Source organism: Phocaeicola sp. RTP21359st1_B8_RTP21360_211022, assembly GCF_040911965.1.
Lineage (GTDB): Bacteria > Bacteroidota > Bacteroidia > Bacteroidales > Bacteroidaceae > Phocaeicola > Phocaeicola vulgatus.
Window position 1 is genome coordinate 117,167 of record NZ_JBDFXP010000006.1, and the last position, 23,204, is coordinate 140,370.

The following is a 23,204-nucleotide window of genomic DNA, read 5'->3' on the forward strand; positions in this document are numbered from 1 at the left end:
ATGGATAAAGAGAAAGCAAAAGCGCTCAGCAAGACCCTCGCATGCTACAAAGAATTACAAGAGAATAACAGTGTAAACCTGATCGAGTTCCATACCGCTGACGGGCAGAAACACGGTATCGGCAACCCGGAAGCCATCAAGCTGTTGCTTTCGGTGGCCGTCATCGAACTGGAACGCCAGCTCCGGACCGCACAGTTCGGTGATATTCCGGAAAGCCTGGAGAACAGCCGCGAGTACAAGGCGGCCAAACAGCTGGAATACGCCATGAACGATTTGGGATTCAAGTCCGAACGTTTCGCCCAGGCTCTTCCTTATTTCCACAAGACACTGGAACAGACATTCTTCAGAACGGTAAAGGCTTCCATTACCGCTATGGCAGGGCGTGATTCACGCTGCATTGACGACCGCAACCGTGCTTCATACGAGATGTGTCAAATGCTGGCCTCCATGCTGGAAGATACCCGTCTGCCCTTTATCTAAATGCCATGTTCATAGACGAGAGGACACAAAACCGCCTCCATGCCGTGCCGGGAGAGAGTATCTCCCACGGCACGATGCGCACGCAGGACCTGATTCCGGCGTTCTTGGACGTTATCCGTGACACACCGGAGTACGTGCAGGTGATGAATGCCATCCCCGCCCATGCCATGGAGGACAAAGAAGCAGACTGGTGGAACAGCGATGACGCGGCGGGATTGCTGGAATCGCTGTTCGACACGCTCGATAGTTACTCACCGGAGGGGTACTATTTCGGTGCTCATCTCGGTGACGGGTCCGATTACGGATTTTGGAAAATGGACAAGTGAATGTCGGAACATGGTACGGATTACAAAAGACAAGCGGCATGACATTCTCAAAGACGGGATTCGTATCGGGCAAATCTATCTTGCCCGTGCCGAAAGCAGGAAATTAAGATACTGGGCAATCTCTTGCATGAGTGGAATCGGCTTCAACACTTTCAATGAAGCCCGCAGTTATGCCAAGGATTTCCTTTAATAAAAGAATCGCATGAAAAATTGGATACAACAGATGCTTTTGTGGCGTAAAAAGACGGACAAGGGCAGAATGACACTCGGAAAGGTGCAGAAAGAGTATCGCGAGAATGACGTATGCATGGGAGAACTCCTTGATGCCCTTCCCGCCGACGGCCTTTCCATAGAGGAAGCGTTCGAGCTGGCTATCACCGCCAAGAAGTGGGCGGACGGAGACCGTTTCTACCGGAGTATCAACGATGGAGAACCGGAAGAATTGTAAGGTAAATAACAATAAACAATAATGACAAATGAGCAGATATGATTTTATAAGATTCGGCGGCTTTGTCAACTGGGCGGACGAGGACACGGACACGTTCCGGAAAATGAAAGTCTGCCTGCCGGTAAAGGAGCCTGTCGAAGATGACACGAAAATAGGACTGATTTCCACGGACGAGGACAATCCGGAAGAAATCGCGGTTTCTTATTCCGTCAGGGCAGCCGAACTCATCCCTTGGACGGACTCATTCCAGGAAGGATACTGGAAAGCCCTGATAGTGGCAGAGGCAAACGGAGCAGGCACGGACGTATTGCTGCCCATGCTCAAAGATGCCGGACTATGCCTGATGGAATGTGTCTTCCTGATGCTCCGGAGCGATGCCTGCAAACTGTTTCCGGTCCTGTGCCGGCTGTTCCCGGAAGTGGAGGAAATGTTTGAGATTATCACATGGAATGACAGGGAATATTTTGTCAGGGAACTGACGCTGTTCCGTGGAACGGGCGGGGAATACAAAACCCTGGTCTCTGTAACGGGTCTGCAAGACGTGCTGGTCGGCAAAGACGGCGCACCCATATCGGACGAGGCGGAGGCCGTGGACCGGAAAATCTGCTATTACTTCACGGACGAGGAGTTCCTGCTGCCGGAAGAGCGGCTTGTGGCCCTTGCGGAGGATGCGTGAGAAATCATAATGTATGTACAAAGACCAGAAAATGAATAAAAGAATGAACAAACAGCAAACCACTCCCGTTACCGACACTTTTAAGGGGATGCTACTTATGTCAATGGGTGTCCCTGTAGGAAACATCCGTCCCTACCGTTTGAAGTCGGCACCTTCCTGCCTCGGCGGTTTCGAGCGCATGAGCGTAGCGGCAGCACGAGCCTCGGGAATGGATATCCCGGAGACGGAGAAAGAGAACGATGAAGTTTACATATGCCGCTTGGGACCCGCCGTCTTCCATAAATGGATGCCTGTCTGGATGTTCGAAACCGCTTTCGAACCGGTTCCCGAGCAGAGACGCGGTGACCGCATCCGAACACTTACGGAAGAGATGAACAACCATCACGTGGCGGAGAAAGCCCTGAATGAAAAATGTTACGCCCTGTCCGTGAAGCTGCTTTCCGAGTGTGGCGGCAGCCTTGATGACAACGGTGAACAATCCTCGACCTATCTCCATGTTGTGGACCGTGACCCCGTGGAACTGGTCATCACGAACGCGTCGCTCCGGAAAGACGGGAAAATCTTCATCATGGGTTACAGTTACTACACGGGCGAGGAGTACGAGCAGGAATGTGACGTAGAATCCGGCATGGACATACTGAATTTTATCCTTTCCCAAAAAAGTTTTGAGTGCCATGAATGAAGACAAGATATTGCAAATGTTCTTCGACATAGGCCGGTGGACGAAGGCCATTGAGAAAGGCGTGCTGAAAGACATTAGGAAAGACCAACTTATTCGGCTGACCGACGAGCATACCCGTATGGCGATGGCCTATGCCATGCGCCGGGGAAAGTACGAGATTTCCCCTCCCCACACGGCGCAGATACCCAAGGACAACGGTGAGTTCCGCACAGTGTACGTAAACGAGCCGATGGACCGCGTAGTACTGGGTATCGCCAACGACCTGCTCTTCGAGTTGATGCCGGAGATGCTGCACTCTTCGTGCAAGTCCTACCAGACCGGTATAGGGTGCGGCAAGGTAGTTACGGAAGTCAGCCACCGGATGACAGAAACCGGCAATAGCGGCTGTCTGGGCTGGAAGTCCGACCTTTCCAAATACTTCGACAGTGTTCCGATACGGTTCATCGACGAGGCGTTCGACAAGGTGGAGGCCAAACACGGCCAGTCTGCCCTGATAGACGTACTTAGGAAATATTACCACTCGGACCTCTATTTCGATGAAGATAACCGGTTGCAAAGCAAGTATCAATCCTTGAAACAGGGTTGTGCTGTGGCTAGCTGGCTGGCGGATGTACTGCTCTACGACCTAGACAGGGAACTGTCACAAATGAACGGCTACTACGTCCGGTATTCCGACGATATGCTTTTTATCGGCAAGGATTATGAAAAAGCGATGGACACACTCCAAAAACGCCTGGAAGATAAATCCATGAAGCTAAATCCCAAGAAAGTGGAATACCTGGCAGCCGATGTCTGGTTCAAGTTCTTAGGATTCAGTATCAAGGGCGGCATGGTCTCGCTCTCGTCATCACGCATCAAGACCTTCCAGCACGAGATCGAGCGGCGGACAATCCGCTGCCGGGACACGACACTGGCAAAAGCCGTGGACGCCGTGAACCGTTACCTGTACAAGGGCGAGTTCAGCTGGGCGATACAGGTATTGCCGGTCTGTAATGTGAAGAGTGACCTCAACGAGCTGAACAAGTTCGTGATGGACTGCTTTAGAGCCATTCAGACGGGCAGGTGCAAGATCGGCGGTCTGGGATATGTCCGAACCAAACCGGATGGCTGCATCGTCCGGGGACGGGGACGCAACGTGAAGGCCAACCGCGATAAAACAGACCGGGACATACCGGGTTACCTGACTGTCGGCTGCATGCGTAACGCCCTTCTGACCAGCCGGGCGGTGTACAACACGCTGGTGGCATCGCTATAAGTTACGCCGGGCACACGGCAGAACGGGTGGACGGGCAGGCTATTCAACGTTACAGGCTTATAACCAGAATCCATATCGAGATTAACCGGTCTAACACCCGGTTAATCCCATCTCGATTCTGGCTGCGCCTGTAATGTATCGGGAAATTAAAGTCATGTGCCGTCTGTCCCGCACCCGTTACCGGAGCACACCGGGAAAGTTCAAGGAATAGGTTTGGGCATCCCGCGTACCAACGTCTTCTTTCCGAGTCTGAAGGCGGCTGACCGTCGCCTTCGGACTCCGCAGAAGACCCATACGCGGGATACATCGGAAGCATAAAGCCATGTGCCGGTATTATGAGAACTTTCAGTCTTTTCCAGCACGGGAACGTGCGGTTCGGGGGAATGGATTCAGCCTGCTGTCCCCGATAAGCCCGTCTCGCGCCGTCGTATCCCTAACGTTATACGACGGCGCCATTCCGGCTTCCGCCACAGCAGACATCGGACCTGTAAAGGAACGTGCCGGCATTCCGGGAACCGCAAAAAGAACAGCACAGGACAAAGGGGGCAAGGCCGGGATTTCAACAGAGCCGCGATTTACGCGGCTGGAACCTTTGTCATCTCCTGCTAACACGACAGATGACACAGGGGCCAGCCGTACTCGCGGCCCGTATCAGGTTTTTAAAGGGATGTGCCGTCCGGATGAGCCCCCCTGAACAGAAGGGTAGCGCGACCGCATATGCACGAGGGACCCAAATTCAAGATACAGTATTCAAGCTTGGTCCTGAGCCAGGCTACTACCTGGTTCAGGACCGAAGTCCTACTGTATTTATCAGGACTATAAAGATACGCGCCAGGGGTTTGAGTGCCATTAATTGTAAACAGGTGAGAAAATGGAAGATATTTACCGAGAAACCGTCACCGCCATAGAGAACGGCGCAAATTTCCGGATTGATTTCCAGTCCAGAAGTTTAAAAGTAAACGGGAGACACATGATACGGAACGGCAGGTATGATGGCGCTCCGTGGTTGCCGGAGTACGGCTGCGGGGATTTTTTCACGGATGTGGAGGAGCTGTACCGCCGCTATAAACATTCGATACCATCGGAGCGCAGCCAGAGCAAGTCCCGCCGGTATTTCATGGCATTGCCCGAAAGTGACCTCGAGGACGGGGACATGCTGTACGGGCAACACCGGGATACCGCGCAATTCGAGCTGGAATTCTATATCCTCTGCCGGATTATAGGCGGGTTCACATGGAATCCCGAAACGATGGGCAAATGGTTCTGGCAAAGCGAAAAAGACAAGGACCTGGTGATACTCAGAAAATGGGTGGAACCCGGAAGTAATCAACTATTAACAAATTCACAATGAGCAGAAAGAAACAAGAAACAAAAGTCCTGTGCCCCGGATGCGGCACGGAATTCGCCATCGCGGACAAGGAATTTGCCGCCACGGGCACCGTTATCGGCAAGAATTCGGATTTGGGCACCGTCTATCCGGTGGTGGCCGGCCATAATTCTCCCGCCGGACTTCCCAAAGGGGCGCGGGAGCGTATCGAGGCACTCCGCGGTGCCGGTGTGGACGTGAGCTGCCTGTTCGCCATGCAGGGAGCCGAGGGCGGCGAGTATATCGCCTCCAACAAAGACGGGAAACTTACCATCCTGGATGACAACGACCCGATATTCGGCAGCATCATGGCACAGGGTACCGTTCCCAACAACCGACTCTTCCGCCGGTGGGTCATGGCACAAATGTTCCATATGATGTCATACACGCATTACCGTGAAAAAGAGCCGGCAGGGGTGACCGAGATGATTCACCGGAAAGGCTATGATTACCAGTGGAAAATGCTCTTGAACGAGCTGCACGCCCAGATGAAGATGGAACACAAGGACATCACGGGTTTTGCCGAGAGAAACCGCTGGTTCAACCGTGATGTGGTTTTGGCCATCGCGAGCGACTATGTCAACGCGCTGAAAAAACACGTGGGCAACCTGGAAACAAGAAAATGCAAGGGAGTTCCCTACAAGCGTATACACGGCCGTAATATTTTCGTGGAGGACCTGCAATCCAAACTGTACTACCCGCTTTCCATCGCGATAACCCACATCAGGCACGCGTTGGACGCCACACAGCTTTACAACGCGGTCAGACAGTTCAATGACCGTCGTATCCGGCTGCCATGGGGCACTCCTCAAAGCAAGGCATGGATGGATGCCTATAAGGGAGCCGGGGCGTTCTTTACCATGCAGAACCTGATTCGTTTCCACAGTTGCACGGCTGTCAATGACCGGGGTCGGCGTCTGGACAAGTACCAGTCACTGGCGTTCCTGTCAGCCAAGGCGGAAGAGTATAAAAACGGAGAAGGCTGGCGGTTGCTGGCAGTCCTGAAAAAAATGCTGGCGGACAACAATATCAACATCAAAAAGAAGATGGCGGCATGGCGTAAGAAATAGGCCGTCATCTCCATCCGCCCGGTAGGCGGCACGGTGTGGCGGGTCAGAATAAATTAGTACTCCCTCCATTGAAATGATGCTCATCCCTGTTAACACAAGATGAGCATCTTTCAATGGAGGCATTACATCGAAAACGTAAAGAGATGCCCCTGTTTGACGACCATACCGCTATTCTAATCAAAACGACATAATCCTTTATACGATGAGCAAGAAACAACTACGACGCAGGGCCTACCTGCTGTACCGGTTACGAAAACAGGGTATCCGATGCCTGACACGTTGCCGGACCATCTTCTACCCTTACGGGGAGGATCCTAAATCAGTACCGCAGATCTGCAGCCTGATAAGCGAATTCCATTTCCATGTCCAGTTTGAAATACCCGCCTGACATGAAACCGGGAGACATTGCAACGCTGAAAGTGCCCTACAAGGGCTATCGCCGTATAGAGCTGTTGGAACGGCTCCAATACACCTGGCTGGTACGCATCTGCGAGAGCGGGAAGGAGATCGAGGTCTATGAAGACGAGTTCGAAACGGATTAAAGGCACGGAACAATGAAAGGAGAACAACAGGAAGAACGCATACCGAACTTTATCGGCAATGCCGTCATTATCCTCACAGCCGCCCATCTGGGCTGCGAGGTGGAGATGCTCGCCACCGCACAGGAGGTGTGGCGGACGAAACGCCTGCCCGAGGCGGTACTGCTGGGCATGTACGAAAAGGCCGCATGCGATGCCGTGTCGGCTGTCCGGAAGAGAGGTCTGGCGGAACAGGCTGACCGTCTCGGAGAGATATTTTACAGGACGGGGGAATTTCCCCCGCCGGAAGAAGACAATACATAAAAAGGAGTAACAAATGAAAACAAGGACTTTTCAGGAAATATATGATTTCTGCCGTACGGACGATACCTACCGGAGCTATTTCGAGGCATCGGACGAGTCCCGCATTACCGGAGCAAGGGCAAGAAAGTACTATTACGGCGACATCCGCCGAGGCCAGTGCCGCGTGGGGACATTCATCTACTGCCAGTCGATGCGGCAGCTTGAAAGGTTCCTCGAGGGCGCAAGGCAGGACCACTACATCCATGTTGACCCGCCGGCCTGCCGGGAAGTGAGCCTCAAGGACGATATGTTCCCCGGCCAGACCGCCTATATCGTGGTACATGTCAGGAGGCAGGGTGTGCAGATTGAAATCGAACACCCGTTGCATGGTGGATGGGTGCATTTCACGGCACGCTCCCACCGTCCCTTCACCAGGGAGGGAATCATAGCCGAGGCGAAGTCCTACATTGACAGCCACATCCTGCTGGCACCGGGAAGATACCGGGACTTGCAGCTGGAACATATGGTTTCCAAGGAACAGTTCCCCGCATGGTACAGGCAGTATAAAATGAGGCTGCACGACCGGGCGGAAGCCGAACATCGGGATATGGTGGACAGATACAGGCACAGGAACGACCTTACCTACGGAGAAGCCCGTGACATGCTCGCGGCTTCGGGTATATTCTTCGACCTGAACTGCGACGAGTTCGAGCGGGACGAGATTACGGAACAATTTGTAAGACTTTGTAACAAAACATAATACCCAGGCAAATGAATCTATATAATCAAATCAAATATAACGGGTATCGCATCAACATCTATTATGATGATGACGCCCGAAGCCCGCGTGAAGCGTATGACAATCTCGGTACGCTTTATACGGCACATCGTCGCTACCGCCCGGAGAAGGAGTTTGATGACCACTTCGATATCGACAAGGTTTTTGAAGGGCATATCGGAAATTTCCGGGAATCGTTCCTGAAGGAATATATCGCCCTGCCGGTCTACCTCTACGACCATGGCGGCATTACAATATCCACCTCGCCGTTCAGCTGCCCGTGGGATTCCGGATTTTTCGGAATCATCGCGGTACCGTTGGACAAGGTGCGCCGGGAATACGGGTGGAAGAACATCACCGCGAAACGCAGGAAGCGGATCGAGGGATACCTGCAAGACGAAATCAGTACCCTTGACAACTACTATACCGGGGAAGTTTTCGGGTATCGCATCATGCCGGAAAGTGACGATGACAATGAACTGGACAGTTGTTGGGGATTCTATGGTACGGAATGTATGAAAGAACTGGAAGCCGAATGCAGGCATATTATCGACGGGCAGAACAAAGCGGCAGCATAAAATAGAAAAATACGCATAATAACTGGAAATACAATGAAGACATCATACGGACTTGAATTTGACACGGTAACAGAAATCAATCCTGAATGGAGCGACTATGACAAGACGATAGCAGGATGTCACCTGGCCAATGCCAGGGTGGTCATCGTGGATACGGAATACGGGCAACCGATAGACAATGAGCATGACCTTGAAGAAATCTACCGGATTCTCGAAAAGAAAAAGACAGGCCATACTAAAAATGAACGACATGGAAGAAAAACGAGATAACAAGGAAATCAGGGTACGCCTGCACCATATCGACCGTGGAAACTGCACGGAAGTGTGGGAGGTGCAGACAGAGAAGGGTAAGCCCAGACGCTATCTGGGACGTGACGACGGTTATGGACCGAAGGAGTGGTACACGCTCTGCGATGCTCCCTACGGCTATTGCGAACGCGACTGCCATGTGAGGGAGGACCTCACCCTCATTGTCTGCGACAAAGATTGGAACGGGGTGTTGCGAGACGGAACGGACAGGGAACGCTTTCCTGAAAGTTTCCCTTCACTGGATGAAGCCTGCAACGAGGCATGGAGCAAGGTCGTGAAAGTGCTTCCGCATGTCACGCACAAAGGTTTCGGGCAGTGGATCACCAAACAGTCATTCCTCCCGCTCAGCCAGACCGAAGAATTGAATTGGCGGGATAGCTACTATGAGGAAGAAGCGAGTGAGATACTCTCACGTTTTACATGGATCGGTGAAGAGTATGCCATATTCAAGGTTACCCAGAGGCACACCAAGTGCGACGCCCAATGGTACGAGTATTACGCGGGGAAGACAAACCGGCAGGAACACGAGTGGTATACCCGTTTCTTCGGTTACGAGTACCATGACCGGCATATCAGCGACGTACTCCGGACACTCGGAAGGCGGTGCGACGACATCATCCGTACTGCGGTGGAAACCCGCACGGACCACTATTACGGGCGTACGGTTTCCTGTTTCATGGACGAGTTCATCGGTTACGACCTGTCCCATGAACAGGTCCGTGACGCCAAGGAATGCAGATTGCGCAAGGCACGGGAAGACTACGACGAAGCGAACGCCTACTATTACAAACTGAAAGAGAATGAGGAAAGCATCCGTGGTATCGAATTGATGCTGCACTGCATAAGACAACAAATCCGAAAAATGAAAAGATAATGGCCAGAAAACTACATGTAGCCAGAGTTTGGCAAATCGAATACAAATATCCGGGTATGTATGGCGGGGACGGTCAGGATATCTTTTATGATATCCTGACAATGTTCGAAGTTGATAACTCCGCAGAAGACGCCTATACCGATGACTTCGAAATAGCCCGTTCGGGTCTGCAGCAGCTAAGAAAACATATCTCAGAACAGGATGAAACCTTCCGGCAGAATGCCGAAGAATTTTATTCCTGCCTGGCAAAGGTCGGGATGGACCGGGAAAAGTTTATCGAAGTACTCGATTGTCTAATCAACGGCAGTGACCAAAGCGATGCCTATGTGCATGTCTCATGGTTTTAATGATATGCCATGAAGGCGTTTCGAGCAAACCTGCCGTAACATCAAACCTGTATGAAACCTAAAGATAACGGGCTGGCCAACCTTCATGACCGGAAACGTGAGGAACGCGGTTTCTGCTGCATGCAACTGATCATATTCCTTACAGACAATGGAGTGAAGAGCTGGGATGAATGGCACCGGGCGCATACCGACGCGGCCCGGGGCGAATGCAGATACCGCAAGCGGTGCCCGGTTTATGGACGTAGCAAACATTTAATGAACAATAAATAATATGGTACTTAATATTGTAAAAAACGACCTGCCTGCCTCATGCATTGCAGAATATGTAAGATGCGTATTTGACAATGCCAAAGTAAACATCAAAGATGAAAATGCAGTATCCGTCGACATCGAAGTGACCGGAAAGAACGAGCTGCACTCTTTGGAAGGATTAAAAGAGTTGGAATACTATTTTAAAGATTATGACATAAGAATATGGTGACCGCCATGCAACGGGCGGCAAACCGGAAATTGTTCAACTACAGATAAAAAACAAGCAACATGGAACAGGAAAAACCTACAAAGCCGGAAACAGACAGAACCTTTCCGGAAGACGATGACACACTTTACCGTGAAATGACAGTGCACATGCCCCGCTGCTATTTTCCGACTTCGCTAGGCGAGAACAGTATCCTCAAATTTGCCGGAGAGGAATTCCGCCGCGTCAAGAATATTGTCTGCCGGCGCTACAACTTTAACGAGGACAAATATATCCGGGAGAACGCCGGCGTATCCCCTTTCGACTCTGTTCGAGGCAACTTCGAGCAGGAAGTGTACAGACGTCTCCGTAAGGATTATGCGCACCTCAGTATCATCTCCATCAGAAGATCACTTATGGAGAAAATCCGCGACGCCGTGAAGAAGGAGAACAACATCATCGGCACGTTCTACCGCAACTGCGGCGTACATTACCGGGAGGCGGAATCAGCGGAGTATGAAACCTCCCCGATAGTGGTGGTCCACAATTCCGCTTTTTACGGATACGGCGGTTATGAAAGTGCGACCGTTTATGAACTTTTCATCGACGGGAACGGCAAACTGCTCTGCACGCTCAACGGCGAAGCCGGCGAGGATTTCGATGAGCCCATCGGACAGGTACAGACCGAGGGATTGCTTGAGATTGCCCACTGGCTGGAAGAACACGGGTTCATCTCCGCTGATGTCAATGACGACGAGATTGTCGTATGCGAGGGGTGCGGTTCAGACAATATACAGACCCAGGCATGGGTGGATCCGAATGCCCGTACATTCATCGGTACCACGGGTATAGACCGCTATGATAACTGGTGCGACGAATGCGAGGACCATCAGCCATTCTGTACTTTAAAAGAGTTCAAAGAACGCATGGAGGAATGGTGGAACTCGTTGGACGCAAATCAAATGGAACAGATCACGGGTTGCCGTCAGGACAAGTGTCCGGCCGGAGACAACCATCAGGGGTTTGCCGAAACCTGCAATGAATGGTGGGAAAACAAGGGCTATGACGAGAAACGTAAAATCTGGAAAGAACATAATGACTGCTGATTATGATTTACAATCTTCTTAAACGCATACAGAACCTGTTGGCTTCCAAGCCGTCCGGGACAAAGGAGGAACAGGAAATCCTGAGTCTGGTCAGCCAGGCGCTTCCTGCAATGCTCAATGGGCATGATACGGAAACACTTGCCGCCAATGAGCTGCTGGTACGGATATGCCCCGACACCAAACGGCCGATCCTCGTATGCCATAACGGCAACGGGCAGTGCCTGTGCCTGCACAATGGGACGACGGAAGAGGATGCCGTCGACGTGGACTTATGGTTGCGTTCCAACGGTAGAGAGTGTAACGGCTACAACAAGTTGCAGGAGGCTGTCGTGGACCTTGCCTACAATGCCGGGGCGGACAACCTGTGGGAGGACAGGGACTCCCGTGCCGTCAATGCCGAGATCGTCCAGTGGGCGGAAGAATTCGAGACTGAGCATGCGGGCACTGATTGGGATGCGGAGGACTACTTCCTTGCCATCGACAGGTTTTACAAGGAAAAGACAAAACAAATGAATCCGGTTACAATACCGGCGAACTGAAAAAATGGCAACCGAATGGACAAGGAAATTGCAGAAGAAATCATCCGGGAAAACCGTTATCCGTCCGGATATGACATACAAGTCTATCTGTTTGACAATGAGGATACTGTGCTTTCTCTGGAGGACGGAACGGAGCTCCTTGATGACTTCGACCTCTGGAAAGACCGTTCCGACCTCGAACTTGAAAAAATCATGGACCGGAACTACTGGTCCTCGACTGGTGGATATTAGATTAAAAACAGGAATATAATTATGGTAAGAGAACTTTATCAACGGCTCAGGGAATATTTCAACAACTTACCCGAACCGACAGAAGAGGAAAGACAATTTATCCGGGAGCTGAACGCCGGGTATTTCCCTATCACGTCCGTCCACCGCGATGACCTGGAAGGACAAGGTTTCGATGTGGAAAAGATCAGCGATGACGACATGCAGAATCTGGCGGAAAAGATGGCCGACGATTACTGCGAACAGTTGTTCTGGCCCAGCATGGAAATCATTGCCGGAGAAATCCTGAGTTTCCCGAAAGTAAAAACAAAAGACATTATCTGTCCGAAATGCAATTCGGAAAATATCCGTTATGATATTCACGAAAGTCGGTTCCACTGCGGCGAGTGTTCCCTGGCATGGGATGACAAGTTATATGCACTCGTGGAATTTCCCGAGGAAAGTGCTCCTTTCGAGGAAGAAGGAACCGGTTATCCGGCATGGGGAAGCGGGGACAACGGGGCGCTTTACGTGCCCGAGGAAGACTATATACGCCATACCGGCAAATCTCCCGAACGGGACAAGTGTTACCGTGCCGTGTGTTGGCCGGACTCCCAGAAATACATGGGAACGAAAGGTTGTGAACCCATACAGGATGAAAACGGGATACGGGATTTCGGCACATCGGCATACTGGGTGCCGCTGCTTCTGACGGAAGAAGCGGCAGAGCGACGAATGGACAAGAAAAAGGCACCGGTATGCCCCGAATGTGGGGGCACAGATATTGACATTCTGAGTGACGAGGGCGTGGCCGTATGCAATGACTGCTGCCTTGAATGGCCTTACGCGGAGGATTGAGAATGGAAACGGTAGATGTTTATACGGAACGAGGCGACCTGGTCACCTGTTCCGATTGCGGCAAGGTGATGCTCCTGCCGTATGGAGCGGATAAATGTCCCGCCTGCAAGAAAGAAGGTTGCCTGGTATGGACGGACGAAAGCTTGCGGGAAGCCGACATCGACTCCCTGCTCGAGAGGCACTGTAACCTGCACCAGAAGAGCGAACTGCAACCGGAGGAGTATCTTTCACTTTCCATACTGGTGACCGAGTATATTCCGTATCTGGCCGATAAACCGCAGACAGCGCGTGAAACCCTGTTCCTACTCCTTGAAACCGGCTCTCTTTTCGAGAAATACTGGCGGGATACAAGATGCTTCCAATCCGAAAATATCTACACGCCCGCCATCAAGACACTGCTTGACAAACTGGACGTGAAACTGCGAGAGGGCGACACGATTCCGGTAGAATACCAGGATTGCCGCTCCCTGGAGGACTTCTTCAGGGTCGTTGCCGGCGAGCGTCCGGCAAAGGAAGAGGTATCGTTTTCTTCAGATAAGGAGGGAAACTATTATTTCAACGGACGCAAGGTCAAGGTGGAAAATTCTGACGAGTACGCCTACCGCCTGCTGAAAACCAAAATACAGACGAGCTACCGGCGTCCGGTAGATTTTTACTTCCGCTTCCTTGCCCGTTTCGGACCATACGGAACTTATGGCAACGTGTATTACCCGAGTATCACGGACCTGATATGCAGGCGTTACCTGCCTGAAACCGCAAAATGAATTCCGGAAAGGCGATGGACAACGGTTCACCGCCTTTCTTATTGTATAACTTTTTTAATATCAATCATTATGGCAACAGCATTAGCAACAACGGCCGCCCCCGTGCAGTTCGATTTCCAGAACAACAACGTCGAGGTGATGACGCTCGACACGCTCCGGCGCACACACAAGGAAAATGACATCTATGGCAACCCGCTCAAGGGAATCTACCATTACGAGGTGATAGAGCGCATGGCGGACATCTGCCAGAAACACAACCTGAATTACGAGGTGGAGGAAATCTTCGCCGCCCAGAACAAGAACAAGGCACAGCCCGGCGTGGTCGTCCTGCCCCAGGTGGAACAAAAGTACGGGGCGATGGCCGTCGAGGCGCATATCCTGCGCCGCGTTTATACGACCATCCGCATTAAGGAATGGGAAACGGACGAGCTGACCACGACGCTTGTCATCGCCTTCCATCAGGACGGCATCCAGGCGGCCATCGGCCCGTGCGTCAGGGTGTGCCACAACCAGTGCATCCTCTCCCCCGAACGCAGTGTGTCGAACTACGGGAAAGACAAAGTCACCACCGAAGAGCTTTTCGGTCGTGTAGACGAGTGGCTCTCGAACTTCGAGGTACAGATGAACGAGGACAGGGAACGCATCCGCCGCCTGAAAGCGAAAGTAATTACCCCGGTGGAGATGTACGCCTACATCGGATTGCTGACAGCATTGCGCGTATCGCATGACAGTTCCGACAAGCGTCTTTCGTCCAAGGTGGAGACCTATCCCCTGAACCAGTCCCAGATTTCCATCTTCACCGAGGACCTGCTCAAACTCACCGAAGAGAAGAAGACGCTCACGGCGTGGGATATCTATAACGTGGCAACCGAAATCTACAAGCCCGGACGTACGGACATTCCGGCCATGATTCCCCAGAACGGGGCGCTGGCCGAGCTGATGCTCTCGGAAGGGTTGCCGGAATCTTAAAAGGCTGCCACGTGACAAGAATCAAGGGACAACTGACGACAGCCGACTACCTGCCCATAGCGGAATATAACAGGCTGGTCCGCGGGCTTGAGAAGGACGGCGAGTACCTGTGGGAGACCTACTGCTGGCTGTCGTTCTGCACGGCATGCAGGGCCTCCGACGTGAGGACCCTGCGCTGGAAAGACATCTTAGGAAAAAGCACCATGACCCGCATCGAGCAGAAAACAAAGAAAAACCGCCTGATCAAGTTCAACAGGGACGTGCAGGAGAAGAACCGTTTCCTGTACGAGATGCTCGGACAACCCGCCCCCGAACAGTACATCTTTCTCAGCCCGCGTACCGGGAAACCTTACTCGCTGGAATACATCAACAGGCTGCTCAAGGTATTCAAGGTAAGGTACAGGCTGCCGATCAGGGCATTCTCCACACATACCTTCCGCAAGACTTTCGGGCGCTATGTCTACGAGCTGATGGGACGCTCGGCCGAGGGCCTGATCCTGCTCAACCAGATATTCCGCCATTCCAACCTGGAAACCACCCGGCGCTACATCGGGCTGGCGCAGGAGGACATCGACAAAGTGTTCGATTCCATACGTCTATGAGAATATTTTCAACGATGCCCGGAACCCGAGCGGGAGGTTCCGGGCTATGCTTTATATAACATATCAAAATCAGAACTGTAAATGGACACACCGATATATATCGACACATACTTCCGCGTCGAGTCCGGCTATGACGGCGGTCGCATGCCGGAAGAGAAAGCCGGACGCTTCTTCGACGAGGTAAAGCGCCTTTTCACGGAAACAGGGTTCAGCATCAAGGAAAACAAATACAAAGACGGTTGTCCCGAGGTGTATCTCGGAAAGACATGCCTGTACTGTCATCCCCAATCGTTATCGGGCCCTGTTCTTAAAGAGCACATGGAGCTTATCGAGAAGATTCTGGCACAAGGAACGACCTTCCGGTACCTACGTACTGACACTTACGGCGAGATTCTCGACCTGACGGAGGAGGAAGAACTCGCGTATTACCACAAGACTCATGACATGACTATCGGGGGTGTCTTTCTCGACGCCTTCCGCACCAAGCGCCGGAACCTGTACAAGAGCCGGGAGCAGGTGCTGGAAATACTCGTCGAAAAGCTGCGTGTCAAGACACTCCGTGGGAAGTCCGTTTATTCGAACACCTCCCCGGCATACCGTTATATCAGGGAAATGTACGGGAAAATGGTGTCCGAAGGACGGCTCGTCGAGGGATGCAAGCAAACCGCTTCCGGGAAACTGCCGCTCTGCCGCACGGCAACCGGCAGGGAACTGAAAATGAAAAGACGGGAAGACGACAGGACGGAATGACACGCGGTTCCGTACCGGACATGGCCGGATACCAGTCCGAAGACTTCTGTAAATCATAATTTTCAAGCCGGACTGTCAATCGAAAGAAGGACGACCCGGCTATACTTCAACAACAAGAGATAGCACTATTATGAGCATACAAATCGGAAAACTGTTGCCGGACGGCAGTGTCCGGCACATCAAGGCGCTCCATGAGACGCTTTCAAAAGACCTTGTGAGGAAACTCCGGGTGTTCTATCCCAATGACAGACGGGTAGATGCCCTGCTGTCGCTGGGCGACATACAAAAACTGGGACCGTCACCCTATGGAAAATGGACAGGAACCGGCGATACCGTCCACTGTTTTTCAAAGATCCGTGACGGACGGGAAACACCGCGGCAATCCGCATCACGCATCGCGGACAACGCAGACATTTTCGGCCGCATGGAGGACACGTGCCTCCTGTTCGATAACGGCAGATGGCATGTCATGGACAAGGGAGAATACTGTGAACTGCCGCTCTTCGTCGAAGATACGCCCTCCCATGACAGCATGAAACCGATCACGGTATATGTGAACAACCATGTCCGACTCGAAAAGATAAATACACCGCAGCACTGGCAGGGACTTGAGGAACTCGCCGAACGGGAATCCAGGATACTCTATGTCTACCGGGGGTGCCGCCTTGTGAGAATCGTCCGTTCGTCCAACCTTAAAAAGAAACTGTATGCGGCACAATAACATCGTATCGGCCATAGAATGGCTGCCGGAACACCTGTTCACGGAAGAGATCGTGGAAGCAGCCGTCGAAAGCAAGGAAATAGAGGTGCTGAGCCATATTCCGGGACGTTTCCTCACACCCGGACGTATAGAACGAATCATCGCGGGCAGCACGGAGAGCTGGCACAGCTTCGAGCTGCGCAATATTCCGGAGGCGTACCGTTCGGGAGCAGTCTGTGACTACGCCATGCGCAAAAAAACGAAGAATATCACGGCCGTTCCCGAAGCAATGGTTACCCGAGAAATGGCAGAAGCGGTCATCCGAAACGGACGCGGGGATTTCGACATTCTCGCCTTCATACCTGAACGCCTTTGGGACGCACAACTGGCATACCTGGCCTTGCGCAGCTATATTTACGACCCGTATTACACGGACAGCAGGACAGACGCCGTCATGAAAACGGGGCTTATCCTCGGATATGTCCCCGTTGAGGTAAAGACTCAAGAGTTCTATTACGGGATGCTCGACGGGATGAAAATATTGAGCACGGTTACCGATGCCGTCGTGCCGTCCCGTTTCAAGACTGCGGCATACTACCGCAAGATGGCGGAACATGACCTCTCGCTTGTTCCCGCCCGGTTCTATTCCTATGAGATTCTCCATGCGGCTGTCTGTTCGACCGAAGGAAAAAACTTCATCACAGACCCCCAGTTTTTCAAGCCGTTGTCGGTATATCTGGACGACATGCTGGCGGACCGGCTGATGGAGAAACACCCTTACATGTTCGGGGAGTTGCCGAAGCGGTTCAAGACACCGGAAAGACTGGTCATTGCCATCGATAACAGCAAACGGGAGACGAACTGCTATATCGACGAGGAAACTGAACAATCCCTGCTCACGGTGGAAGTGTGCAAGGCATTCATCCGAAGAAACGGCAACTGTCCCGAATTTCCTGAAAATGTATGGACGCGGGAATTTGTCGACTACTGCATGGAGCACGGGACGTGTTTCCGCTGGTTCCGCCAGATGCCCAAAAAGTTCCAGACCTACGCGAACACGCAGGCGGCGTATGATTACGGCCATCACCATATCTGTGACTTTGCCAAACGGTTCATCACCCCACAAATGGCGAAGGAGTGCTACCGGGAGCGCAGTTATGCACGTGCCATCCCCGGACATTTCCTCACGGAGTTCTGCCGACAGACCGGACTGCCCGAGAAGTTCTACGGCGGGGAAACCACGATGCTGTCGCTGAAAAACAGCCGTGACGACTATACTTACTGCAAAGTCGGCAATACCTGTCTGGCCTTTTACCTGAAAGAACAATACGAGCCGTCCTCGGCACATCTGATGATGACGCGGTCGGATTCAAAATACTGCACACCGGAGAAGGTGTTCGACGTGCCTGTCGGAACCTTCCACCGCACGTGGCTGGAAAAGATCGTGGCGGAAAACGACCCCCGCTTTGTCAAACCCCGTGTGGACAAAGCGTTGAAAGCCGTACAGGCGGTCTGCTATTACGGTGTCGAGAAGTTGAAGGACCTGAACCGTACGGAAATCTTCCGCAACACCTTCATGGGCGAGACCATCGGTTACTGCGCCCGCCGCAGGGACCTGACCTACCACAGCGACAACTGCGGGACCCTTATCGAGGGCTTGAAGTTCAAGATCCGGGGAATGGCTGTCCCCGTAACCCTGGCGGAAGACATGACTCCTTATACGGCCGACATGCTGCACCGGAAGTTCGGCTTCTGCTATATCGGAATGACGGCATTCGCCACGGACTACGGCCTGGACATGGAGAAGGCATACACCTTTGCACAGATGCGCCAGATCGTAAGGGAGAAAGGGCACAAGCCGTCATTGAGAAACTACAAACGTGAACTGAAACAAATAAACATCATACAATGAAAAAATACCGGATAGCTATCGAAGAGACGCTCCGTAAGGTCGTGGAGATCGAGGCGGAAACGCCCGGTCTGGCCGTCTGCAGGGCGGAAGACGAATACAATGAAGAGAAACACGTGCTGTCAGCCGACAATTTCGCAGGAGCTGACATCGCGCTCTCGACTGATGACATCACGGTCATGGAGACTCTGGAAGACGTGGGTTTCATCGGATACGTGCAACGCCGTTTTGAGGAATGCCGGGAGTCCATATCCGTCGAAGACAAAGTCCGGCTGGCATTCGGAAGTTTCGACAACGCCCTGTATGAGTTCGGCGAATACCGTAAGGAGGCGGCCCGGAACCGCCCGCAGGTCTACCTGCTGTACCGGAGCGATGCCTGGCACAACCGTTCTTCCATGGAGCTCATAGCCCCGTTCTCCTCCCTCGAAAACATGATGGAGTACCTGCGGCGTAAGAAGAAGGAATTCCGCCTGACGGAAAGTGATCTGGAAGAGTTCAAGAACAACCGGCAGACGAAGGGGCGCGGCGAAAACTACCTGTACGAGTCGGATTATCTGGATGTGCTGCCGGAACAGGAACCCGAACTGCCGCCGAAAGATGACGCTTTCTATGACAAGGTTTTCACCTGCGGGCAATCCGAGCTGTCACGCAGGGAGTTGGAATCTCTGCCGGAGCCGTTCGATACCTACCATGTTACGGACGAAGAAATGGAACAGATTGTGTACGAAACGGAAATGGAGACACGGGACCGGCTGCGGCTCGGTAAAAGAAAGCCCATAGATTTTGACAATGACCGCCATAGTGAAATCTGGTGGGAAGAAATGGAAAAAGCAGTGGTAAGGCACGGCGTACCGTACTACGAGGCCGAATAACGAAAATAGAACCTGTTCATCACATGCCATAATGATGACGGGCCGTCGCGGCTACGGCTGCGGCGGTCTTTTTTTTTTCAAAACGAGGTGAGTATTCCACCCCTTATACAAAACGATTACCTACTCTTAAAAAAACGGATTTATGAAACAGACAAGACAGGATTTCTTCACGGCGAACGGGGAAGGAATCAAAATCATGACATTTACGGAGTTCGCCCGGCATATCCTGCGTATGGAATGCGGGAAAAGTCTGGAACTGTATGCCGTTGTGAACCGGCAGACACGGGAATGCTCCCGGCCGCTCTCTGTCAGAAAGGAACAATGGAACGGTACGCCCTTTTACCTGCTCGGCGGGCACGGGCAGGAAGTCCGTACCATCAATTTTGCGGGTCGTCCGAAAGAGGAGTTTGAAACGACCTGCCATGATGCCTTGGACAGCTACGATGCCGTGGAAAGTATCGGGGCGGTCGTGTCAAGACTGCGTGAATTATCTCCTGAAGAACTGCATAAGCGGATTGCGGAAGAGATGAAGACCGGCTGTAAATACCTGTTGGTCTACCGCAGCGAGGAGGAGATGACGGCCGCACTCGACGGCAAGATATACGCCATCAGCGATACGGACGGCAAATTCCTTTGCGACCTGTATCAGCCGGATTATCTCCATCTGGAAAACGGGGGCGATATTGTGGACACCGCATCCATTCCGGACATGCATTTCCATTCCGATTGGGCAATCGCCAACCCCACGGTACGCGACAAGGTGCTCTCCTCCCGGATGGTGATTATATATACCCACGAAACGGCAACGCTATGATAGAGATTGGCAACAGGATAGAAACGCCGGAAGGTGTGTTCTATGAACTGGAATACGGAGGGGAAGGAAACATCTACAAGAACGAGGATGCCTTTCTCAACCGCCCCGATGAAGTGTGCTATATACCCGAATACGCGGCAGAAGACCGTGAGGACTGGCGTGTGCCGGAGAGCAGTGACGGCTGTTTCACGCATAACTCACTGCTCGCCCTGTGCAAGGGTAATGAAGAGGTGTGCCAGGATCTGTTTTACAGCCTTGAATGGACGTACCCGACCACCTTGCTGGAAGAATGGGACTCGAACGGCTATTTCGATGAGATCGAGGGCTGGTATGACAGTAACGATTAAATGGAACGGCATATCATGGACAGGAAATACAAAATCACATACTCGGGAAAAATCACGGGCAAGACCCCGAACTACATATTGAGCCTGCGGGCGCATCTGAAAGGCATTTTCCCTGAAATGGAACGGTATGGTAAGGAAGAATTCGACCACGTGCTTCATTGCATCAGCTCGTTCATTGATGATTTTACCTTCAAGGTACGCAATTCCCGATACCGGGGAGACATCCTGAAAAGGACTATCAGTAACGACTGCCTGAAAGTGTTCAACCTGGGTGACGAGAAAGTGATACTGACCGTCTCCTTCACCCCGCTGGAAACATGAAACCAACAATATGACAGATATGGATAAAATACAGAAAGACAATGCGGAGCCGGGCAAAGCCCCGGACAAAATGAGCGCCGACAAGCTGCATCTGTTCGCCACCCAGTACGCCTTTATCGACGGACGGCTGCACGAGGCCGAGCAAGCCATGCTGAAATTCATGCTGGAGTTCCTGGCACAATATGGCCGCGTATCACTCGGCCTTACAGAAGAGGAGGAACTCGATGACAACAACTTCCCCGTCACGACAACCTTGTACGGGAAGCACGACACGCCCCGTATCAAGCTTACCGATGTCTACCTGACGGATGACGGGGAATATCTCCTTGCTGACGGAATAGATGCGGAGACCGGGGAAAAACGGGACGGATTCTATATCTACAGCGAACAATACGCCGATATCTTCCAGTTCGTCGGCCACGCTTCGGAGATGAACTGACGAATGAGGAACAACCATAAAACGAAATATCAATGGACTGTATCAAAGATTTACAAGACGCCATCCGCAACATTCTCGTGAACAACGGTCTTACGGAACTCTGTCTGGGAGAGCCTGACGAACTGGACGATCCCACCTATATCATCTGGTATGACAGGCACTGTGAGCCTCACGAAGACCCGGTATTGAAGGTTTGCCTTGAAGATGAGGGCATTGCCGTTGAGGTCGAAGCCCGCAGTTTCGGGAACACGATAACCGTCTACGATTATGACATAGACCGTATTGAATGGTGGAAAGGCATTCATGCCAATATTCTGGAAGTGCTGGAGCGTGACGGCAAGCGCCGGTGTCCGGCCTGTGGCAGGACGGTCAAGGAAAAGCAGCTGTATTGCAGTGCCGGATGCCGTGATTTCATGACTCCCGGACCGACCGTGGAGCAGGTCGCGGAAAAAGCCAACCGGAATATCCGCAAACTGGCAAGCCTTGCCGCCGGAAAGGACAAGGCGTACCGGAAGCGGCTGATAGAGAAATATACCGTCGGCCTGTCATAGGCCGGCTTTGTGACACTAAAAAATGTATGATATTATGGCAACAAGAACCATCTACCTGACCGTACGGCTCGATATCGACAACCCGAAGGCCGATGAGATAACGGACGAAGAGGTTGACGAAATTATCAGCGAAGTGGACTATGAATTCAAAAATTACGGGGACTATGAAATCGACACGGAAATCTGCGGGAAAAATGACGAAGGTGGTCTTTAGACGCTATCCCGACGGACAGGTCATCGCCCTGTTCCCGGACATACCGTGGAGCGGACGGCGGGGTGAAATAACCTCCTACATGCATGTCGGCCAGCATGGCGCAGCCGACTATGCGGGCGTGATCGCCATGACACGGCCAGCCCATGAAAAGGAGTACCGCAACCCGCTTTCCGAACTGAGAGCCATCGGTTACGATGACCTACACATCATGCGGCGTGCAAGACCGAAATTCATAAACAGCTAAAAACAAATCTTATGTCTCATAAACCGAATGCCGTTCCTGTCTTGCAGGAGGGAACGGTCTATACAATTATACTTGACAACGGACGAAAGGTCCACGACGTAATCTATCATGCCTGTGTCGTCTCCGGCAAGTCGTATTTCGCCAAAGGCGATAAGACCTATCCCGCCGAAAAGGTGCGGAACCATTCAATCACCGGACATGCCGCATCGGACGGCTCTAGAAGGAACGGCACACCCAATCCCGACCGCTTCGCCATCACGGATGAAGTGTGCGAGGTCGTTGATGTAGTTACCACGCCGGAAACCAATCCGGAAATGTTCCGGTGTCGTGTCAAATGCCTGATGTATTCAGGCCTGTCACAAGCCGAGGCTGAGAAAGTCATCGCTTCAACGCCACTAAAGCTGGAACTCTTCTACGACGTAGGCCGTGGCAGTTTCGCTATTGACGCCGAGGCAGTTGGCAACACACCGCTGTATAATCCTTACACGGGAAAGGAAATCCCGGATGAAACCTAAGCCGAACTACATCGAA

At 52.2% G+C, this 23,204-nt stretch carries 38 protein-coding genes; all 38 read left to right on the forward strand.

Annotation, left to right across the window (positions count from 1 at the left end):
- The 38 genes from AB5062_RS04705 to AB5062_RS04890 all read left to right on the forward strand — a co-directional run bounded on the left by AB5062_RS04705 (nucleotide 1) and on the right by AB5062_RS04890 (nucleotide 23,188).
- Nucleotides 1-480, forward strand: a complete 480-nt coding sequence (locus AB5062_RS04705) for a hypothetical protein (protein ID WP_004293635.1) — start codon at nucleotides 1-3, stop codon at nucleotides 478-480.
- A 5-nt stretch (nucleotides 481-485) separates the two neighbouring features.
- Nucleotides 486-806 carry a hypothetical protein gene (locus AB5062_RS04710; protein ID WP_004303957.1) on the forward strand — a complete coding sequence of 107 codons (321 nt, stop codon included), beginning with the start codon at nucleotides 486-488 and terminating at the stop codon, nucleotides 804-806.
- 10 nt (nucleotides 807-816) lie between these two features.
- Complete coding sequence (locus AB5062_RS04715) at nucleotides 817-996, forward strand: hypothetical protein (protein ID WP_004293637.1); 180 nt, start codon at nucleotides 817-819, stop codon at nucleotides 994-996.
- A 12-nt stretch (nucleotides 997-1,008) separates the two neighbouring features.
- The gene (locus tag AB5062_RS04720; protein ID WP_004293638.1) at nucleotides 1,009-1,254 is read left to right on the forward strand and encodes a hypothetical protein; all 246 of its coding nucleotides are present in this window, start codon (nucleotides 1,009-1,011) and stop codon (nucleotides 1,252-1,254) included.
- Nucleotides 1,255-1,282: 28 nt separating this feature from the next.
- A complete protein-coding gene (locus AB5062_RS04725; protein WP_004293639.1) occupies nucleotides 1,283-1,930 on the forward strand; it encodes a hypothetical protein in 648 nt (215 codons plus the stop codon).
- Nucleotides 1,931-1,943: 13 nt separating this feature from the next.
- Complete coding sequence (locus AB5062_RS04730) at nucleotides 1,944-2,612, forward strand: hypothetical protein (protein WP_004293640.1); 669 nt, start codon at nucleotides 1,944-1,946, stop codon at nucleotides 2,610-2,612.
- Nucleotides 2,605-3,867 (forward strand): RNA-directed DNA polymerase, encoded by a 1,263-nt coding sequence (locus AB5062_RS04735; protein ID WP_117917423.1) that lies wholly within the window; start codon nucleotides 2,605-2,607, stop codon nucleotides 3,865-3,867. The genes AB5062_RS04730 and AB5062_RS04735 overlap by 8 nt, the downstream gene beginning before the upstream one ends.
- Before the next feature lie 322 nt (nucleotides 3,868-4,189).
- A complete protein-coding gene (locus tag AB5062_RS04740; RefSeq protein WP_240648700.1) occupies nucleotides 4,190-4,561 on the forward strand; it encodes a hypothetical protein in 372 nt (123 codons plus the stop codon).
- Between the two features lie 177 nt (nucleotides 4,562-4,738).
- The gene (locus tag AB5062_RS04745) at nucleotides 4,739-5,218 is read left to right on the forward strand and encodes a hypothetical protein (RefSeq protein ID WP_004293642.1); all 480 of its coding nucleotides are present in this window, start codon (nucleotides 4,739-4,741) and stop codon (nucleotides 5,216-5,218) included.
- Nucleotides 5,215-6,303 carry a ubiquitin carboxyl-hydrolase gene (locus AB5062_RS04750; RefSeq protein ID WP_117899595.1) on the forward strand — a complete coding sequence of 363 codons (1,089 nt, stop codon included), beginning with the start codon at nucleotides 5,215-5,217 and terminating at the stop codon, nucleotides 6,301-6,303. Before AB5062_RS04745 ends, AB5062_RS04750 begins: the two co-directional genes overlap by 4 nt.
- A gap of 362 nt (nucleotides 6,304-6,665) precedes the next feature.
- Nucleotides 6,666-6,845: a hypothetical protein gene (locus AB5062_RS04755; protein ID WP_004322731.1), complete on the forward strand. Its 180-nt coding sequence runs from the start codon at nucleotides 6,666-6,668 to the stop codon at nucleotides 6,843-6,845.
- 12 nt (nucleotides 6,846-6,857) lie between these two features.
- Entirely contained in the window at nucleotides 6,858-7,145 is a 288-nt protein-coding gene (locus AB5062_RS04760) for a hypothetical protein (protein ID WP_004322729.1), read from the forward strand.
- A 286-nt stretch (nucleotides 7,146-7,431) separates the two neighbouring features.
- A complete protein-coding gene (locus AB5062_RS04765; protein ID WP_229101415.1) occupies nucleotides 7,432-7,884 on the forward strand; it encodes a hypothetical protein in 453 nt (150 codons plus the stop codon).
- A gap of 11 nt (nucleotides 7,885-7,895) precedes the next feature.
- Entirely contained in the window at nucleotides 7,896-8,480 is a 585-nt protein-coding gene (locus AB5062_RS04770) for a hypothetical protein (protein WP_008143037.1), read from the forward strand.
- A gap of 33 nt (nucleotides 8,481-8,513) precedes the next feature.
- Nucleotides 8,514-8,750 (forward strand): hypothetical protein, encoded by a 237-nt coding sequence (locus tag AB5062_RS04775; RefSeq protein ID WP_004322721.1) that lies wholly within the window; start codon nucleotides 8,514-8,516, stop codon nucleotides 8,748-8,750.
- Nucleotides 8,731-9,663 (forward strand): hypothetical protein, encoded by a 933-nt coding sequence (locus tag AB5062_RS04780; RefSeq protein WP_127075374.1) that lies wholly within the window; start codon nucleotides 8,731-8,733, stop codon nucleotides 9,661-9,663. The genes AB5062_RS04775 and AB5062_RS04780 overlap by 20 nt, the downstream gene beginning before the upstream one ends.
- On the forward strand, nucleotides 9,663-10,010 hold the full coding sequence (locus AB5062_RS04785; protein WP_008143041.1) for a hypothetical protein: 348 nt from the start codon (nucleotides 9,663-9,665) through the stop codon (nucleotides 10,008-10,010). Before AB5062_RS04780 ends, AB5062_RS04785 begins: the two co-directional genes overlap by 1 nt.
- Before the next feature lie 51 nt (nucleotides 10,011-10,061).
- A complete protein-coding gene (locus AB5062_RS04790) occupies nucleotides 10,062-10,280 on the forward strand; it encodes a hypothetical protein (protein ID WP_004293651.1) in 219 nt (72 codons plus the stop codon).
- 1 nt (nucleotide 10,281) lies between these two features.
- Nucleotides 10,282-10,491, forward strand: coding sequence for a hypothetical protein (locus AB5062_RS04795; protein WP_004293652.1), 210 nt, complete (start codon nucleotides 10,282-10,284; stop codon nucleotides 10,489-10,491).
- A 59-nt stretch (nucleotides 10,492-10,550) separates the two neighbouring features.
- A complete protein-coding gene (locus AB5062_RS04800) occupies nucleotides 10,551-11,573 on the forward strand; it encodes a hypothetical protein (RefSeq protein WP_004293653.1) in 1,023 nt (340 codons plus the stop codon).
- A gap of 2 nt (nucleotides 11,574-11,575) precedes the next feature.
- Nucleotides 11,576-12,112: a hypothetical protein gene (locus tag AB5062_RS04805; RefSeq protein WP_127075370.1), complete on the forward strand. Its 537-nt coding sequence runs from the start codon at nucleotides 11,576-11,578 to the stop codon at nucleotides 12,110-12,112.
- A gap of 15 nt (nucleotides 12,113-12,127) precedes the next feature.
- Nucleotides 12,128-12,343, forward strand: a complete 216-nt coding sequence (locus AB5062_RS04810; RefSeq protein WP_127075368.1) for a hypothetical protein — start codon at nucleotides 12,128-12,130, stop codon at nucleotides 12,341-12,343.
- 21 nt (nucleotides 12,344-12,364) lie between these two features.
- Nucleotides 12,365-13,177, forward strand: a complete 813-nt coding sequence (locus tag AB5062_RS04815) for a hypothetical protein (RefSeq protein WP_008860793.1) — start codon at nucleotides 12,365-12,367, stop codon at nucleotides 13,175-13,177.
- Between the two features lie 2 nt (nucleotides 13,178-13,179).
- On the forward strand, nucleotides 13,180-13,941 hold the full coding sequence (locus AB5062_RS04820) for a hypothetical protein (protein WP_017140898.1): 762 nt from the start codon (nucleotides 13,180-13,182) through the stop codon (nucleotides 13,939-13,941).
- Nucleotides 13,942-14,010: 69 nt separating this feature from the next.
- Nucleotides 14,011-14,910 (forward strand): DUF932 domain-containing protein, encoded by a 900-nt coding sequence (locus tag AB5062_RS04825; RefSeq protein ID WP_004293658.1) that lies wholly within the window; start codon nucleotides 14,011-14,013, stop codon nucleotides 14,908-14,910.
- Nucleotides 14,911-14,921: 11 nt separating this feature from the next.
- Entirely contained in the window at nucleotides 14,922-15,512 is a 591-nt protein-coding gene (locus AB5062_RS04830; RefSeq protein WP_004293659.1) for a tyrosine-type recombinase/integrase, read from the forward strand.
- A gap of 81 nt (nucleotides 15,513-15,593) precedes the next feature.
- Nucleotides 15,594-16,262 carry a hypothetical protein gene (locus AB5062_RS04835; RefSeq protein WP_004293660.1) on the forward strand — a complete coding sequence of 223 codons (669 nt, stop codon included), beginning with the start codon at nucleotides 15,594-15,596 and terminating at the stop codon, nucleotides 16,260-16,262.
- A gap of 130 nt (nucleotides 16,263-16,392) precedes the next feature.
- The gene (locus AB5062_RS04840; protein ID WP_018665671.1) at nucleotides 16,393-16,983 is read left to right on the forward strand and encodes a hypothetical protein; all 591 of its coding nucleotides are present in this window, start codon (nucleotides 16,393-16,395) and stop codon (nucleotides 16,981-16,983) included.
- On the forward strand, nucleotides 16,970-18,874 hold the full coding sequence (locus AB5062_RS04845; protein WP_018665672.1) for a hypothetical protein: 1,905 nt from the start codon (nucleotides 16,970-16,972) through the stop codon (nucleotides 18,872-18,874). Before AB5062_RS04840 ends, AB5062_RS04845 begins: the two co-directional genes overlap by 14 nt.
- A complete protein-coding gene (locus tag AB5062_RS04850) occupies nucleotides 18,871-19,743 on the forward strand; it encodes a DpnD/PcfM family protein (RefSeq protein ID WP_119993140.1) in 873 nt (290 codons plus the stop codon). Before AB5062_RS04845 ends, AB5062_RS04850 begins: the two co-directional genes overlap by 4 nt.
- A 142-nt stretch (nucleotides 19,744-19,885) precedes the next feature.
- The gene (locus AB5062_RS04855; RefSeq protein ID WP_368326824.1) at nucleotides 19,886-20,557 is read left to right on the forward strand and encodes a tyrosine protein kinase; all 672 of its coding nucleotides are present in this window, start codon (nucleotides 19,886-19,888) and stop codon (nucleotides 20,555-20,557) included.
- A complete protein-coding gene (locus AB5062_RS04860) occupies nucleotides 20,554-20,904 on the forward strand; it encodes a hypothetical protein (RefSeq protein ID WP_018665675.1) in 351 nt (116 codons plus the stop codon). Before AB5062_RS04855 ends, AB5062_RS04860 begins: the two co-directional genes overlap by 4 nt.
- Complete coding sequence (locus tag AB5062_RS04865) at nucleotides 20,905-21,225, forward strand: hypothetical protein (protein ID WP_004293666.1); 321 nt, start codon at nucleotides 20,905-20,907, stop codon at nucleotides 21,223-21,225. It abuts the gene before it with no gap.
- 19 nt (nucleotides 21,226-21,244) lie between these two features.
- Nucleotides 21,245-21,664, forward strand: coding sequence for a hypothetical protein (locus AB5062_RS04870; protein ID WP_004303935.1), 420 nt, complete (start codon nucleotides 21,245-21,247; stop codon nucleotides 21,662-21,664).
- A 32-nt stretch (nucleotides 21,665-21,696) separates the two neighbouring features.
- Nucleotides 21,697-22,215, forward strand: coding sequence for a hypothetical protein (locus tag AB5062_RS04875; protein ID WP_018665676.1), 519 nt, complete (start codon nucleotides 21,697-21,699; stop codon nucleotides 22,213-22,215).
- A gap of 34 nt (nucleotides 22,216-22,249) precedes the next feature.
- Complete coding sequence (locus AB5062_RS04880) at nucleotides 22,250-22,429, forward strand: hypothetical protein (RefSeq protein WP_004293669.1); 180 nt, start codon at nucleotides 22,250-22,252, stop codon at nucleotides 22,427-22,429.
- Nucleotides 22,410-22,673, forward strand: coding sequence for a hypothetical protein (locus tag AB5062_RS04885; RefSeq protein ID WP_004293670.1), 264 nt, complete (start codon nucleotides 22,410-22,412; stop codon nucleotides 22,671-22,673). Before AB5062_RS04880 ends, AB5062_RS04885 begins: the two co-directional genes overlap by 20 nt.
- 11 nt (nucleotides 22,674-22,684) lie before the next feature.
- Entirely contained in the window at nucleotides 22,685-23,188 is a 504-nt protein-coding gene (locus AB5062_RS04890; protein ID WP_127075366.1) for a hypothetical protein, read from the forward strand.
- Nucleotides 23,189-23,204 lie beyond the last annotated feature (16 nt).

Excerpts from the sequence above, each read along its gene's own strand:
- AB5062_RS04705 (WP_004293635.1), top strand. The coding sequence starts at position 1 with ATGGATAAAGAGAAAGCAAAAGCGCTCAGCAAGACCCTCGCATGCTAC.
- AB5062_RS04710 (WP_004303957.1), top strand. The coding sequence starts at position 486 with ATGTTCATAGACGAGAGGACACAAAACCGCCTCCATGCCGTGCCGGGA.
- AB5062_RS04715 (WP_004293637.1), top strand. The coding sequence starts at position 817 with ATGGTACGGATTACAAAAGACAAGCGGCATGACATTCTCAAAGACGGG.
- AB5062_RS04720 (WP_004293638.1), top strand. The coding sequence starts at position 1,009 with ATGAAAAATTGGATACAACAGATGCTTTTGTGGCGTAAAAAGACGGAC.
- AB5062_RS04725 (WP_004293639.1), top strand. The coding sequence starts at position 1,283 with ATGAGCAGATATGATTTTATAAGATTCGGCGGCTTTGTCAACTGGGCG.
- AB5062_RS04730 (WP_004293640.1), top strand. The coding sequence starts at position 1,944 with ATGTACAAAGACCAGAAAATGAATAAAAGAATGAACAAACAGCAAACC.
- AB5062_RS04735 (WP_117917423.1), top strand. The coding sequence starts at position 2,605 with ATGAATGAAGACAAGATATTGCAAATGTTCTTCGACATAGGCCGGTGG.
- AB5062_RS04740 (WP_240648700.1), top strand. The coding sequence starts at position 4,190 with ATGTGCCGGTATTATGAGAACTTTCAGTCTTTTCCAGCACGGGAACGT.
- AB5062_RS04745 (WP_004293642.1), top strand. The coding sequence starts at position 4,739 with ATGGAAGATATTTACCGAGAAACCGTCACCGCCATAGAGAACGGCGCA.
- AB5062_RS04750 (WP_117899595.1), top strand. The coding sequence starts at position 5,215 with ATGAGCAGAAAGAAACAAGAAACAAAAGTCCTGTGCCCCGGATGCGGC.
- AB5062_RS04755 (WP_004322731.1), top strand. The coding sequence starts at position 6,666 with ATGTCCAGTTTGAAATACCCGCCTGACATGAAACCGGGAGACATTGCA.
- AB5062_RS04760 (WP_004322729.1), top strand. The coding sequence starts at position 6,858 with ATGAAAGGAGAACAACAGGAAGAACGCATACCGAACTTTATCGGCAAT.
- AB5062_RS04765 (WP_229101415.1), top strand. The coding sequence starts at position 7,432 with ATGTTCCCCGGCCAGACCGCCTATATCGTGGTACATGTCAGGAGGCAG.
- AB5062_RS04770 (WP_008143037.1), top strand. The coding sequence starts at position 7,896 with ATGAATCTATATAATCAAATCAAATATAACGGGTATCGCATCAACATC.
- AB5062_RS04775 (WP_004322721.1), top strand. The coding sequence starts at position 8,514 with ATGAAGACATCATACGGACTTGAATTTGACACGGTAACAGAAATCAAT.
- AB5062_RS04780 (WP_127075374.1), top strand. The coding sequence starts at position 8,731 with ATGGAAGAAAAACGAGATAACAAGGAAATCAGGGTACGCCTGCACCAT.
- AB5062_RS04785 (WP_008143041.1), top strand. The coding sequence starts at position 9,663 with ATGGCCAGAAAACTACATGTAGCCAGAGTTTGGCAAATCGAATACAAA.
- AB5062_RS04790 (WP_004293651.1), top strand. The coding sequence starts at position 10,062 with ATGAAACCTAAAGATAACGGGCTGGCCAACCTTCATGACCGGAAACGT.
- AB5062_RS04795 (WP_004293652.1), top strand. The coding sequence starts at position 10,282 with ATGGTACTTAATATTGTAAAAAACGACCTGCCTGCCTCATGCATTGCA.
- AB5062_RS04800 (WP_004293653.1), top strand. The coding sequence starts at position 10,551 with ATGGAACAGGAAAAACCTACAAAGCCGGAAACAGACAGAACCTTTCCG.
- AB5062_RS04805 (WP_127075370.1), top strand. The coding sequence starts at position 11,576 with ATGATTTACAATCTTCTTAAACGCATACAGAACCTGTTGGCTTCCAAG.
- AB5062_RS04810 (WP_127075368.1), top strand. The coding sequence starts at position 12,128 with ATGGACAAGGAAATTGCAGAAGAAATCATCCGGGAAAACCGTTATCCG.
- AB5062_RS04815 (WP_008860793.1), top strand. The coding sequence starts at position 12,365 with ATGGTAAGAGAACTTTATCAACGGCTCAGGGAATATTTCAACAACTTA.
- AB5062_RS04820 (WP_017140898.1), top strand. The coding sequence starts at position 13,180 with ATGGAAACGGTAGATGTTTATACGGAACGAGGCGACCTGGTCACCTGT.
- AB5062_RS04825 (WP_004293658.1), top strand. The coding sequence starts at position 14,011 with ATGGCAACAGCATTAGCAACAACGGCCGCCCCCGTGCAGTTCGATTTC.
- AB5062_RS04835 (WP_004293660.1), top strand. The coding sequence starts at position 15,594 with ATGGACACACCGATATATATCGACACATACTTCCGCGTCGAGTCCGGC.
- AB5062_RS04840 (WP_018665671.1), top strand. The coding sequence starts at position 16,393 with ATGAGCATACAAATCGGAAAACTGTTGCCGGACGGCAGTGTCCGGCAC.
- AB5062_RS04845 (WP_018665672.1), top strand. The coding sequence starts at position 16,970 with ATGCGGCACAATAACATCGTATCGGCCATAGAATGGCTGCCGGAACAC.
- AB5062_RS04850 (WP_119993140.1), top strand. The coding sequence starts at position 18,871 with ATGAAAAAATACCGGATAGCTATCGAAGAGACGCTCCGTAAGGTCGTG.
- AB5062_RS04855 (WP_368326824.1), top strand. The coding sequence starts at position 19,886 with ATGAAACAGACAAGACAGGATTTCTTCACGGCGAACGGGGAAGGAATC.
- AB5062_RS04860 (WP_018665675.1), top strand. The coding sequence starts at position 20,554 with ATGATAGAGATTGGCAACAGGATAGAAACGCCGGAAGGTGTGTTCTAT.
- AB5062_RS04865 (WP_004293666.1), top strand. The coding sequence starts at position 20,905 with ATGGAACGGCATATCATGGACAGGAAATACAAAATCACATACTCGGGA.
- AB5062_RS04870 (WP_004303935.1), top strand. The coding sequence starts at position 21,245 with ATGGATAAAATACAGAAAGACAATGCGGAGCCGGGCAAAGCCCCGGAC.
- AB5062_RS04875 (WP_018665676.1), top strand. The coding sequence starts at position 21,697 with ATGGACTGTATCAAAGATTTACAAGACGCCATCCGCAACATTCTCGTG.
- AB5062_RS04880 (WP_004293669.1), top strand. The coding sequence starts at position 22,250 with ATGGCAACAAGAACCATCTACCTGACCGTACGGCTCGATATCGACAAC.
- AB5062_RS04885 (WP_004293670.1), top strand. The coding sequence starts at position 22,410 with ATGACGAAGGTGGTCTTTAGACGCTATCCCGACGGACAGGTCATCGCC.
- AB5062_RS04890 (WP_127075366.1), top strand. The coding sequence starts at position 22,685 with ATGTCTCATAAACCGAATGCCGTTCCTGTCTTGCAGGAGGGAACGGTC.